Source organism: Ancylobacter novellus DSM 506, assembly GCF_000092925.1.
In the GTDB taxonomy this organism is placed as follows: Bacteria; Pseudomonadota; Alphaproteobacteria; order Rhizobiales; family Xanthobacteraceae; genus Ancylobacter; species Ancylobacter novellus.
The window spans coordinates 3282469-3295489 of record NC_014217.1 but is presented as its reverse complement, the minus strand read 5'-3'; the positions used below and the strand labels follow the sequence as shown (position 1 = coordinate 3295489).

Below are 13021 nucleotides of genomic sequence, written 5' to 3'. Positions count from 1 at the left end.
GCCATGGCCGCCATCGAGCCGCTCTGGACGCCCGACGCGCTCGCCGCTGCTGTCGGCGGCACGCTGATCGGCGCGCCGGCGCGCGCCATCGGCGGCGTCTCCATCGACACCCGCACGCTTCAGCCGGGCGACGTCTTCTTCGCCATACGCGGCGACAACAGCGACGGCCACGCCTATGTCGGCATGGCGGCGGACCGCGGCGCGGCGCTCAGCGTCGTCGAGCGCGACCGGGTCGGCACCCTGCCGGAAGGCGCCGCCCTGCTCGCGGTGGACGACGTGCTCGGCGCGTTGCAGGCGGCCGGCCGCGCGGCGCGCGGGCGGACACGGGCGCGCATCGTCGGCGTGACCGGCTCGGTCGGAAAGACAACGACCAAGGAGGCGCTGCTGCTGGCGCTGGGCGCCGACGGCCCGACCCACGCCTCCGCCGCCTCCTACAACAATCATTGGGGCGTGCCGCTCTCGCTCGCCCGCATGCCGGCCTCGAGCGCTTACGGCGTGTTCGAGCTCGGCATGAACCATGCCGGCGAGATCGAGCCGCTGGTGAAGATGGTGCGCCCACATGTAGCGGTGATCACCACCATCGAGCCGGTGCACATCGCCCAGTTCCCGAATGTCGAGGCCATCGCCGACGCCAAGGCGGAGATCTTCACCGGCGTCGAGCCGGGCGGAGCGGCGGTGCTCAACCGCGACAACCCGCATTTCGAGCGCCTCGCCGCCGCCGCCCGCGCGGCCGGCATCCAGAACATCGTCGGCTTCGGCGAGGCGGCGGACGCGCAGGCGCGCCTCGTCTGCGTGAAGCTTCAAGCCCAGAGCTCGACCGCGAACGCCGACATCATGGGCGAGACGGTGAGCTTCAAGATCGGCCTGCCCGGCCGGCACATCGTGCAGAACGCGCTCGCCGTGCTCGCCGCCGCCCGGCTCGTCGGCGCCGACCTCTGCCTCGCCGCCATGGCGCTGTCCTCACTCGGCCCGCCGCCGGGGCGCGGCGTGCGTACGACGCTCGGCGTGAAGGGTGGTTTCGCGACGCTGATCGACGAGAGCTACAACGCCAACCCCGCCTCGATGCGCGCCGCGCTCGCCGTGCTCGGCACCGCTCCGGTGGAAGGGCGCGGGCGCCGGCTCGCCGTGCTCGGCGACATGCTGGAGCTCGGCCCGAGGGGCGAGGCCATGCATGCCGACATCGCCCCCGCCGCCGCCAGCGCCGACCTCGTCTTCTGCGCCGGGCCGCTGATGCGCGCGCTGTGGGAGGCACTCCCCGAGAACCGCCGCGGCGCCTGGGCGCCGGACGCGCGGGCGCTGCTCCCGCTCGTCGCCGAGCGGCTGCGCGGCGGCGACGTCGTGATGGTCAAGGGCTCGAATGGCAGCCGCATGGGCCCGCTCGCCCGCGCCCTCGTCGAGCGTTTTCCGGCCGCGGTGGCCGAGCGGGCGGAAACGCCCGAATGAGCCGCGCCCGCCATTGTTTCCACGATCACGGCCTGCCGCGACGCCACGCCGCCCGCATGCAGCCCCTTTGCCTACCGGAAGGTTGATACCCCCATGCTGCAATGGCTCGCCGAGTTCCAGGCCAGCGTCCCGGCGCTGAACGTCTTCCGCTACATCACCTTCCGCACCGGCGGCGCGATCATCACTGCGCTGCTCTTCGTCTTCATGTTCGGCCCGGCCATCATCGCGCTGCTCCGGCTCAAGCAGGGCAAGGGCCAGCCGATCCGCACCGACGGCCCGCAGTCGCACCTGATCACCAAGAAGGGCACGCCCACCATGGGCGGGCTGATGATCTTCTCCGGCCTGATGGTGGCGACGCTGCTCTGGGCGAACCTCTCCAACCCCTATGTCTGGGTGGTGCTGTTCGTCACCATCGGCTTCGGGCTGATCGGCTTCTATGACGACTATCTCAAGGTCACGAAGCAGACCCATAACGGCCTGTCGGGCAAGGCGCGCCTCGCCATCGAGGCGCTGATCGCCGGCAGCGCGGCGGTAGTGATCATGCATGTCGGGCGCGAGCCGCTGTCCTCCTCGCTCGCCTTCCCCTTCTTCAAGGACCTCTTGATCGACCTCTCCTGGTTCTTCGTGATCTTCGGCGCCTTCGTCATCGTCGCCGCCGGCAATGCGGTGAACCTCACCGACGGGCTCGACGGCCTCGCCATCGTGCCGGTCATGGTCGCTGCCGCCTCCTTCGGGCTGATCTCGTATTTGTCCGGCAACGTGCTGTTCGCGGACTATCTGCAGATCCACTACGTCGCCGGCGTCGGCGAACTGGCGGTGATCTGCGGCGCCATCATCGGCGCGGGCATCGGCTTCCTCTGGTTCAACGCCCCGCCGGCGCAGATCTTCATGGGCGACACGGGTTCGCTCGCCTTGGGCGGCCTGCTCGGCACCATCGCGGTCGCTGCCAAGCACGAGATCGTGCTGGCGGTGATCGGCGGCCTGTTCGTGCTGGAGGCGGTGTCGGTGATCGTGCAGGTGGCCTCGTTCAAGCTCACCGGCAAGCGCGTCTTCAAGATGGCGCCGATCCACCACCATTTCGAGCAGAAGGGCTGGACCGAGCCGCAGATCGTCATCCGCTTCTGGATCATCGCCGTGGTGCTGGCGCTGATCGGCCTGTCGACGCTGAAGCTGCGGTGAGGGCGGCGCTCCGCTTGGCCGTCATCCCGGCCGAGCGAAGCGAGAGCCGGGATCGCTCTCCGTTCTGCACACGATCCCGGATCGGCCTGACGGCCGTCCGGGATGACGACTACCAGTCGAACACCCTCATGGCCGGGCTTGACCCGGCCACCCAGTGACCGGGAGCACCCGGCCCCCCTGGGTCCCTGGGTCAAGCCCGGGGATGACGTTGCAAGGGATGGCCGACGCCGTACCTCATGTTGAGGCGCCGGCCGTCAGGCCGGCCTCGAAGCACGCAGGCGTTCACCGCAGAGCCAGCACCTTCTTCACATTGTTGGCGTGGACCTCTTCATAGGGCTGGAAGTAGCGCAGCGTGCCCTCCGCCAGATCCTCGGCGATGAAGGTGGAGAGGTCCTGGTCGGCCAGCGCCATGTCGACCCGCGTGTGCAGCAGCTTCTTCACGTAGCGGATGGTGGCGTCGATCAGCTCCGGCCCGTAGCCGCCGGCGGCGATCACATCCGGCGCGCCGTGGTTCGGCAGGATGCGCGGATAACCCCATTCCCTGATCCGCCTGAGCTCCTCGACATGCACGGAAAGCCGCTCCGGCTCGGCGACATAGGTGATCGGCTCCTCCAGCGTGTCGCCGGCCAGCATGATGCCGAGGTCGGGCAGCAGCAGGATCAGCCCGTCATTGCTGTGGATCTCCGCCGGTTCCAGCCGAACCTTGAGCTTGCCGACCCTCAATTCGGTCGGGCCGCTGATGACGCGGTTCGGCATGACCAGCGGCTGGATCGGCGGATCGCCGCTCTCCAGCTCGGCGCGATGGGCGGCGAGCGCCTGTTCCGTCCGGTCGAGGGCGATGATCTCGCAATCGAAGAACGCCTCGTTGCCGGCGACATGGTCGTCGTGCCAGTGGCTCAGCACCACGCGGATCGAGCGCACGCCGTCTGCCTCAAGCGTCCGGCGCATGATCCGCGCATGGGTGAGCGAGATGTGGGTGTCGTAGAGGATCGCCTCCTCGCCATCGACCACGGCATAGACGCAGACCCCCAGCGCATAGGCGCCGTCGTCGAGCCAGTTCGGCGAGGGGGAATGCGCCCGCGCGCCCTCGATGCGCCCGTCATAGAAGGCGTAGATGTTCGGGTGCGGCCGCAGCACCTTCATGGTCGATCCGAGGGGAAGCAAAGCGGGGGCGGCCATGAGCGGAGCCTTCGTGCGGGAGGTGAGGCCAGATCATTTCATCGGCCCGGGAAATGCGCTAGCCAATGCTGCCCGGTCCGCTCGGGTGCCCGCACTCCGAGGTTCCCGCGTCATGATCCCCGTCTCGACCTTCAAAGACCGCACCGTCGCCCTGTTCGGCCTCGGTGGTTCGGGCCTCGCCACGGCGCGCGCGCTCATCGCCGGCGGGGCGGAGGTGACGGCATGGGACGATTCGTCCGAATCCGTCGCCAAGGCGGCGGCGGAGGGTATCCCGACCGGCGACCTGCGCGGGCTCGACTGGGACGATGTCGAGGCGCTGGTGCTGGCGCCCGGCGTGCCGCTCACCCATCCCGAGCCGCATTGGAGTGCGAGGCTGGCGCAGGAGGCGGGCGTCGAGATCATCGGCGACATCGAATTGTTCTGCCGCGAGCGCCGGCTGGCGCCGCGCCACCCGCCCTTCGCCGCCATTACCGGCACCAACGGCAAGTCGACCACGACGGCGCTGCTCGCCCATCTGATGAAGGTCGGCGGGCGCGATGCACAGATCGGCGGCAATTTCGGCCCGGCCATTCTCGGGCTGGAGCCGCCCAAGCCCGGCCGGGTCTATGTAATCGAGTGCTCCTCCTACCAGATCGACCTCGCGCCGAGCCTCGATCCGGCGGTCGGCATCCTGCTCAACCTCTCGCCCGACCATCTCGACCGCCACGGTACGATGGAGCACTACGCCGCGGTGAAGGAGCGGCTCGTGGCGCAGGTCGAGGCCGGCGGCACGGCGGTGATCGGGGTCGACGACGAGTGGTCGCGCGCCATCGCCGACCGGGTGGAGGCGGCCGGCCGGAACGTGGTGCGCATCTCCGTGCGCGAGAGGCTCGCCGGTGGCATCTGGCTCGATGGTGACACCCTCAATGTCACCAAAAATGCCACCACCGAATTCACCCTGTCGCTGGCCGGCATCGGCTCGCTGCGCGGCGCCCACAATGCCCAGAATGCCGCCGCCGCCTTCGCCGCCGCGCGGGCGCTAGGCCTCGCGCCGGAGGTGATCGCGACCGGCATGAGGAGCTTCCCCGGCCTCGCCCACCGCATGGAAGAGGTGCGCACCATCGGCAAGGTGCTGTTCGTCAACGATTCCAAGGCGACCAACGCCGATGCCGCCGAGCGGGCGCTGACCTCCTTCGAGGACATCTTCTGGATCGCCGGCGGCAAGCCGAAGGAGGGCGGCATCGCGCCGCTCAAGCCGTATTTCCCGCGGGTGCGGAAGGCCTATCTCATTGGCGTTGCAGCGGAAGATTTCGCGGGGACGCTGGGTGCCGACGTGCCGCACGAGATCAGCGGTACGCTGGAGGTCGCGGTTGAGAGCGCCGCGCGCGACGCGGCGGCTTCCGGCCTCGCCAGCCCGGTGGTGCTGCTCTCGCCGGCCTGCGCCAGCTTCGACCAGTTCCGCAATTTCGAGGTGCGTGGCGACGCCTTCCGCACCCTGGTGAAGGCGCTGCCATAGGAAGGCCTCGGGCGCGCAGCGTAAGGGCTTGTGGAAGCGGTGCACGGTCCCGTTCTGCGGCCTTCATTTCCGTTGACGTTTTCGTGATGCACTGAAAACATGCATGCCCATCCGTGCGGCATTCGCGCGGCGCGGCAACTTGGCGGCGGGATCGACCGGCGAAAGGCGGCGCCGGCCGGCGCCTGCCCCTTCTATGAAGGGATATGCAGCGTCATGAGCATCCAATCGACCGAAGGCTCGCTCCCCGCGAGCGGCAGCGGCGGCGTCACCTACACCACCGTCGACGTCACTTATTTCGAGGCCAGAGGCCTCAAGCGCTATGCCGGCGTCGCCTCGCTATGGGCGCTCGGCGTCGGCGCGGTCATCTCCGGCCATTTCTCGGGGTGGAACCTCGGCCTCTCGACGGGGGGCTGGGGCGGGCTGTTCGTCGCCTCCGTCATCATCGCCATCATGTATCTCGGCCTGACGCTGTCCATCGCCGAGATGAGTGCGGCGCTGCCGCATACGGGTGCCGCCTATTCCTTCGCCCGCACCGCCATGGGGCCGTGGGGCGGCTTCATCACCGGCCTGTGCGAGAACGTGGAATACGTCGTCACCCCGGCGGTGGTGGTGTTCTTCATCGGCTCCTATCTGGGCTCGATCTTCGGCACGCCACCGGAGTTCCAGCCGGTCTATTGGGTGTTCGGCTACATCGTCTTCGTCGGGTTGAACGTCGTCGGCGTGGAGCTCTCCTTCAAGGTGACACTGGTGGTCACGCTGCTGGCGCTGGCCTGCCTCGTCGCCTTCTGGGTCTCGGCGATCCCCAATGTCGACTTCACCCGCTGGGCGCTGAACATCGGCGCCGACGGCACCGAACTGCCGGAAGGCGGTGGGCCGTTCCTGCCCTTCGGCGTCTACGGCATCCTTGCCTCGCTGCCCTTCGCGGTGTGGCTGTTCCTCGCCATCGAGCAGCTGCCGCTGGCGGCGGAAGAATCGATCGATCCCAAGCGCGACCTGCCGCGCGGCATCATCCTCGGCATCGGCACGCTGATCGTCTCCGCCTTCATGATCCTGTGGCTGAACTCCTCGGTCGCCAACGGCGCCTTCGCGCTCGGCAAGTCCGGCGAGCCGCTGCTCGACGGCTTCCGCGCCATCTATGGCGACGGCCTCGCCAAGGTGCTGGCGCTGGTGGCGGTGATCGGCCTGATCGCCTCCTTCCACACCATCATCTACGCGCAGGGCCGGCAGATCTATTCGCTCTCGCGCGCCGGCTACTTCCCGCGCTGGATGTCGATCACCCACGGCACCCGGAAGACCCCGCACCTCGCCATGCTGGTGGGCGCGGTGGTGGCGCTGGTGCTGATGCTGGCGATCTGGTTCAGCGTCGGCGCCGAGCAGGGCGCGCTGGTGATCGGCGGCACGCTGCTCAACATGGCGGTGTTCGGCGCCATGCTGTCCTATGTGATGCAGGCTTTGTCCTTCATCCTGCTGCGCAAGAACGCCCCGCATATCGAGCGGCCCTACAAGAGCCCGTTCGGGGTTCTCGGCGCGGCGCTGACCGTGATCATCGCGGTGGTGACGCTGTTCTTCCAGCTCTCCGACCCGGTCTACCGGGCCGGCGTGATCGGCGTCGCCATCTGGTTTGCGCTTGGCATCGTCTATTTCGCGCTCAAGGGCCGCCACAAGCTGGTGCTGTCGCCGGAGGAGGAGTTCGCGCTCTCCAAGGGCACGAGCGAGTACAAGTCGCATTGAGCGTTTTCACCCAAGCAACGTCATGCCCGGCCTCGTGCCGGGCATCCACGTCTTGGCCTCGGCGCGACGGCACGAAGTCGTGGATGGCCGGGCCAAGCCCGGCCATGACGGCGTGTTTCCTGAATCCGTCATCCCGGACGGCCGAAAGGCCGATCCGGGATCGCGTGTTTTTCCGGGAGGCGATCCCGGCTCTCCGGCTACGCCTCCGGCCGGGATGACGTCTGTGGTTGGAGGCCGACGGACCGCCCTTCATTAAGCCCCCGTCAACCTTAACCGTTCGATACTCCGGCCCCAGCGTATCCCCGGAGTGGCGTAGATGATTTCGCGTGCCGAACGGACCGTCGTCGGCGAGTGGTGGTGGACCATCGACCGGCTGCTGCTCGGCGCCCTGGCCGCCCTGATGATCATCGGCATCGTGCTGGCGCTCGCCGCCAGCCCGCCGGTGGCGGCACGGCTCGGCATCGCCGATCCATTCCATTTCGTGAACCGGCAGGTGATGTTCCTGGTGCCGGCGCTGATCGTGCTGATCGCCACTTCCTTCCTCTCCCCGCGCAACATCCGCCGGCTGGCGCTGGTCTTGTTCATCCTCTTCCTCGGCCTCGTCTGCGCGACGCTGGTCATCGGCCCGGAAGTGAAGGGCGCCCGGCGCTGGCTCACCGTGGCCAGCATCACCGTGCAGCCCTCGGAGTTCCTCAAGCCCAGCTTCGTCATCATCGCCGCCTGGCTGTTCTCCGAGAGCGTGCGGCGACCGGAAATGCCGGGCCAGTTCCTCGCCATCGGCCTGCTCGGCGCCGTGGTGACGCCGCTGGTGATGCAGCCGGACTTCGGCCAGACCATGCTGGTCTCGCTGGTATGGGGCAGCCTGTTCTTTCTCGCCGGGCTGCGCATCATCTGGGTGGTGGGCCTGGGCGGCATCGGCGCGGCAGGGCTCTACCTCGCCTATATGACGGTGCCGCACGTGACGAAGCGCATCGACCGCTTCCTCGACCCGGATTCCGGCGACACCTACCAGATCGACCTGTCGATCAACTCCTTCCTCAATGGCGGCTGGCTGGGGCAGGGGCCGGGCGAGGGCAGCTTCAAGAAGCTGCTGCCGGACGGGCACACCGACTTCATCTTCGCCGTCGCCGGCGAGGAGTTCGGCGCCGTGCTGTGCATGATGATCGCCGGCCTGTTCGCCTTCATTGTGCTGCGCGCGCTCAACCGCGCCATGCATGACGAGGACCCCTTCGTGCGCTTCGCCACGGCGGGCCTCGCCATCCTGTTCGGCCTGCAGTCGGCCATCAACATGATGGTCAATCTGCACATGATGCCGGCCAAGGGCATGACGCTGCCCTTCGTCTCCTATGGCGGCTCCTCGCTGCTCTCGCTGGCCTATGGCATGGGCATACTGCTGGCGCTGACCCGCCGCCGCCCGCGCACCGCGACGCTGGCCGAGCTGGAGCGGCTGGGCACGCGGCTCGGCGCGCCTCTGCCGAATCCGGCGTGAGGCGACGATGAGCCGGGCCGACAAGCCGCTGGTCGTGCTGGCCGCCGGGGGAACCGGCGGCCATCTGTTTCCCGCCGAGGCGCTGGCCGGCGTGCTGGCGCGGCGCGGCATCGAGGTCGACCTCGCCACCGATGCGCGCGCCGCCCGCTATGCCGGGGACTTCCCGGCGCGCCGGCTGCATGTGCTGCCGGCCGAGACGGTGCGCGGGCGCTCGCCCGTCGCGCTGGTGAAGACCGCGCTGACCCTCGGCTCAGGTATGATCCGCGGCTACCGGCTGATGCGCTCGCTCAAGCCCGCCGCGGTGGTCGGCTTCGGCGGCTACCCGACCGTGCCGCCGGTGATCGCCGCGAAATTCGCCGGCTTTCCGACGCTGATCCACGAGGCCAATGCGGTGCTGGGGCGTGCGAACGCCCTGCTGGCGCCGCGCGTGACCGCCATCGCCACCGGCTATCCCGACATCTGCGCCAAGGACCCGGCGCTCGCCGCCAAGGCGCACCATACCGGCAATCCGGTGCGCCCGGCGGTGATCGAGGCGGCCACCATTCCCTTCGTCTCGCCTGAGCCCGGCGGGCGCCTCGATCTGCTGGTCTTCGGCGGCAGCCAGGGCGCGCGGGTGATGAGCGAGATCGTCCCTCCGGGCGTCGAGGCGCTCGATCCGGCGCTGCGCGCGCGGCTCCATATCGTGCAGCAGGCGCGGCCCGAGGACATCGACGAGGTGCGCGCCACCTATGCCCGCCTCGGCGTTTCCGCCGAGCTGGCGCCGTTCTTCTCCGACCTGCCGGCCCGTATGGCGAGGGCGCATCTCGTCATCGCCCGCTCCGGCGCCATGACGGTGGCCGAGCTCGGCGTGATCGGCCGTCCGTCCATCCTGGTGCCGCTGCCCGGCGCCATCGACCAGGACCAGCTCGCCAACGCCACCGCGCTGGCGAGCGGCGGCGGCGCGGTGCTGATGCCGCAGAGCCATTTCACCCCCGAGCGCTTCGCCGAGCTCGTCGCGCGCTATGCCGGCGATCCCGGCCAGCTTGCCACCATGGCCGAGGACGCCCGCCGCATGGGCCGCGCCGACGCCGCCGAGCGGCTGGCCGACCTCGTCATTCGAATTGCCAAAATCGATGTTTAGGCCGGGTACCATAGGCGGGATGACGTGCGGGACCCGCTCGTCTATTGCTGCGCGCCCGGAAGTTGCGCCGGCGCATCTCCTGCGTGCCGGCCGAAGGAAGATCGCATGAAGCTCCCGCTCTCACTCGGCCCCATCCACTTCGTCGGCATCGGCGGCATCGGCATGAGCGGCATCGCCGAGGTGCTGCACAATCTCGGCTACACGGTGCAGGGCTCCGACGTTTCCGAGAGCGCCAACGTCAAGCGCCTCACGGAGAAGGGCATCAAGGTCCATATCGGCCACGCTGCCGGCAACATCGACGGCGCGGCGGTGCTGGTGGTCTCCTCCGCCATCAGGCGCGACAATCCCGAGCTCGTCGCCGCCCGAGCCAAGCGCCTGCCGGTGGTGCGCCGCGCCGAGATGCTGGCCGAGTTGATGCGGCTGAAGAGCTGCGTCGCCATCGCCGGCACCCATGGCAAGACCACCACGACGTCACTGGTGGCGACCCTGCTCGACGCCGGCGGCTTCGACCCGACCGTGATCAATGGCGGCATCATCAACGCCTACGGCACCAATGCGCGCCTCGGCGACGGCGAATGGATGGTGGTGGAAGCGGACGAGAGCGACGGCACCTTCCTGAAGCTGCCGGTCGAGGTGGCGATCGTCACCAATATCGACCCCGAGCACCTCGACCACTTCAAGACCTTTGACGCGGTGCAGGCGGCGTTTCGTTCCTTCATCGACAACCTGCCCTTCTATGGCTTCGCGGTGATGTGCACCGACCATCCGGTGGTGCAGGACCTCGTCGGCCGGGTCGAGGACCGCCGCGTCATCACCTATGGCGAGAACCCGCAGGCCGATGTGCGCCTCGTCGACCTAGACCTGCGCGGCGGCGTCTGCCGTTTCAACGTGCTGTTCCGCGGGCGCAACGGTGATGTGCGCCACGAATTGCGCGACCTCGTGCTGCCCATGCCCGGCCGGCACAACGCGCTCAACGCCACCGCTGCCATCGCGGTGGCGCATGAGCTCGGTGCCAGCGACGAGCAGATCCGCTCCGCGCTCGCTGGCTTCGGCGGGGTGAAGCGGCGCTTCACCCGCACCGGCGAGGTGAACGGTGTCACCATCTTCGACGATTACGGCCACCACCCGGTGGAGATCGCCGCCGTGCTGCGTGCCGCCCGCGCCTCCACCGAGGGGCAGGTGATCGCCGTCGTCCAGCCGCACCGTTATACGCGGCTGCAATCGCTGTTCGACCAGTTCGCCACCTGCTTCAACGACGCCGACCATGTCATCGTCGCCGACGTCTACCCGGCCGGCGAGGCGCCGATCCCCGGCATCGACCGTGACCATCTGGTCGAAGCGCTGCGCGCTCGCGGCCACCGCTCGGTGGTGGCGCTGCCGGGACCGGACGCGCTGGCGGGGATCGTCAAGACCTTCGCCAAGCCCGAGGATTATGTCGTCTGCCTCGGCGCCGGCAGCATCAGCCAGTGGGCCTACGCCCTGCCGGAGCAGCTGGCGGCGGGAGCGGCGGCGTGACCTTCCCCGACATCACGGCCGAGCTTTCTGCCCGCATGCCGGAGCTGCGCGGGCGGATGATCGCCAACCAGTCGCTGGCGGAGCTGACCTGGTTCCGCGTCGGCGGGCCGGCGCAGGTGCTGTTCACGCCGGCGGACGAGGACGACCTCGCCTATTTCCTCAAGAACCTGCCGGCCGAGATCCCGGTCATGGTGGTGGGACTCGGCTCCAACCTCATCGTGCGCGACGGCGGCGTGCCGGGGGTGGTGATCCGGCTCGGGCGCGGCTTCAGCGAGATCAAGGTCGAGGATGGCTGCAAGCTGCGCGTGGGGGCAGCCGTTCCCGACGTGAAGGCAGCGCGTGCGGCAGCCGATGCCGGCATCGACGGATTGGCCTTCTATCGCGGCATTCCCGGCGGCATCGGCGGGGCGCTGCGCATGAATGCCGGCGCCCATGGCGGCGAGACCAAGGATTGCCTGATCGAGGCGCGGGCGGTCGACCGGGCGGGCAATATCCGATTGTTTTCAAACGGGGATTTCAGCTTCAGCTACCGCCATTCCGGCGCTCCGACGGATGTCATCTTCACCAGCGCGCTCTATCAGGGCCGTCCCGGAGATAGCGCGACGATCCTCGCCGAGATGGACCGAATCACCGAGGCGCGCGAGGCGTCGCAGCCGATCCGCGAGAAGACCGGCGGCTCCACTTTCAAGAATCCGCCCGGTCACAAGGCCTGGCAGCTGATCGACGCAGCCGGCTGCCGAGGCCTGACCGTCGGTGCCGCGCAAGTGTCTGAGATGCACTGCAATTTCTTGATCAACACCGGCAGTGCCACCGCTGCCGATATCGAAGGGCTGGGCGAGGAAGTCCGCCGGAGCGTGAAGGCCCAGTCCGGCGTCGAGCTGGAGTGGGAGATCAAGCGGATCGGCATTCCCGCCTGAGACGATCCCCGCCCAGGGGCAAGGAGAAGACCATGTCGAAGCATGTCGCCGTCCTCATGGGCGGCTGGTCGTCGGAGCGGCAGGTGTCGCTATGGTCGGGCGAGGCCTGCGCCAAGGCCGCCGAGAGCGTCGGCTACCGCGTGACGCGCGTGGATGTCGGGCGCGACATCGCCCAGGTGCTCACCGAGCTGAAGCCCGACGTGGCGCTGAACGCTCTGCACGGGCCCTATGGCGAGGACGGCACCATCCAGGGCGTGCTGGAGTTCCTGCAGGTCCCCTACACGCATTCCGGCGTGCTCGCCTCGGCGCTCGCCATGGACAAGGCGCAGGCCAAGATCATCCTCGCCGCCAGCGACGTTCCCGTGCCGGAGGGCCGGGTGGTGACGCGGGCCGAGGCGGCGCGCGGACATGTGCTGCCACGTCCTTACGTGCTCAAGCCGGTCTCGGAAGGCTCCTCGGTCGGCGTGTTCATCATCAAGGAGGACCAGGAGCATCCGCCGCAGGAGCTGCACCGGCCCGATTGGCCGCACGGTGATTTGCTTTTGGCCGAGCGTTACATCCCCGGACTGGAGCTTACCTGCGCCGTGATGGGCGACGAGGCGCTCGGCGTCATCGAAATCCAGTCCGACCTAAGGTTCTATGATTACGAGGCAAAATACACTCCCGGCGGTTCCGTTCACATTCTCCCGGCCCGAATTTTACCGAATGTTTACCAAAAGGTGCGGATGTTAGCGGTTAAGGCGCATCGCGCGCTCGGCTGTCGGGGCATCAGTAGGTCGGACTTCCGATACGACGATCGGACCGGGGACGAATCCGGTCTGGTTTGTCTGGAAGTTAACACCCAGCCCGGAATGACCGAGTTGTCGCTTGTGCCCGAACTGGCAGCCCATGCGGGCCATTCGTTCGGTGAGCTTGTACGATGGATGGTGGAGGACGCTTCGCTCGACCGCTGA

At 68.5% G+C, this 13021-nt stretch carries 10 protein-coding genes; 9 read left to right on the top strand and 1 reads right to left on the bottom strand.

Going from position 1 to position 13021, the window contains the following annotated elements; all coding sequences use genetic code 11:
• Window positions 1–3: 3 nt before the first annotated feature.
• Both SNOV_RS15620 and mraY read left to right on the top strand, forming a co-directional pair.
• On the top strand, window positions 4–1443 hold the full coding sequence (locus tag SNOV_RS15620) for a UDP-N-acetylmuramoylalanyl-D-glutamyl-2,6-diaminopimelate--D-alanyl-D-alanine ligase (RefSeq protein ID WP_013167927.1): 1440 nt from the start codon (window positions 4–6) through the stop codon (window positions 1441–1443).
• 93 nt (window positions 1444–1536) lie between these two features.
• Entirely contained in the window at window positions 1537–2622 is a 1086-nt protein-coding gene (gene mraY / locus SNOV_RS15615) for a phospho-N-acetylmuramoyl-pentapeptide-transferase (protein ID WP_013167926.1), read from the top strand.
• Between the two features lie 282 nt (window positions 2623–2904).
• On the opposite strand, the gene SNOV_RS15610 is transcribed toward mraY, so the two are convergent.
• The gene (locus SNOV_RS15610; RefSeq protein ID WP_013167925.1) at window positions 2905–3801 is read right to left on the bottom strand and encodes an MBL fold metallo-hydrolase; all 897 of its coding nucleotides are present in this window, start codon (window positions 3799–3801) and stop codon (window positions 2905–2907) included.
• A 112-nt stretch (window positions 3802–3913) separates the two neighbouring features.
• Between SNOV_RS15610 and murD the strand changes: the two genes are divergently transcribed.
• The 7 genes from murD to SNOV_RS15575 all read left to right on the top strand — a co-directional run bounded on the left by murD (window position 3914) and on the right by SNOV_RS15575 (window position 13021).
• Window positions 3914–5296: a UDP-N-acetylmuramoyl-L-alanine--D-glutamate ligase gene (murD, locus tag SNOV_RS15605; RefSeq protein WP_013167924.1), complete on the top strand. Its 1383-nt coding sequence runs from the start codon at window positions 3914–3916 to the stop codon at window positions 5294–5296.
• A 213-nt stretch (window positions 5297–5509) separates the two neighbouring features.
• The gene (locus SNOV_RS15600; RefSeq protein ID WP_013167923.1) at window positions 5510–7027 is read left to right on the top strand and encodes an amino acid permease; all 1518 of its coding nucleotides are present in this window, start codon (window positions 5510–5512) and stop codon (window positions 7025–7027) included.
• A gap of 316 nt (window positions 7028–7343) precedes the next feature.
• Window positions 7344–8516 (top strand): putative lipid II flippase FtsW, encoded by a 1173-nt coding sequence (gene ftsW / locus SNOV_RS15595; RefSeq protein WP_013167922.1) that lies wholly within the window; start codon window positions 7344–7346, stop codon window positions 8514–8516.
• A gap of 7 nt (window positions 8517–8523) precedes the next feature.
• Entirely contained in the window at window positions 8524–9636 is a 1113-nt protein-coding gene (gene murG / locus SNOV_RS15590; protein ID WP_013167921.1) for an undecaprenyldiphospho-muramoylpentapeptide beta-N-acetylglucosaminyltransferase, read from the top strand.
• Between the two features lie 105 nt (window positions 9637–9741).
• On the top strand, window positions 9742–11151 hold the full coding sequence (gene murC, locus SNOV_RS15585; RefSeq protein WP_013167920.1) for a UDP-N-acetylmuramate--L-alanine ligase: 1410 nt from the start codon (window positions 9742–9744) through the stop codon (window positions 11149–11151).
• Window positions 11148–12068, top strand: a complete 921-nt coding sequence (gene murB / locus SNOV_RS15580; RefSeq protein WP_013167919.1) for a UDP-N-acetylmuramate dehydrogenase — start codon at window positions 11148–11150, stop codon at window positions 12066–12068. The genes murC and murB overlap by 4 nt, the downstream gene beginning before the upstream one ends.
• 32 nt (window positions 12069–12100) lie before the next feature.
• Window positions 12101–13021 (top strand): D-alanine--D-alanine ligase, encoded by a 921-nt coding sequence (locus SNOV_RS15575; protein WP_013167918.1) that lies wholly within the window; start codon window positions 12101–12103, stop codon window positions 13019–13021.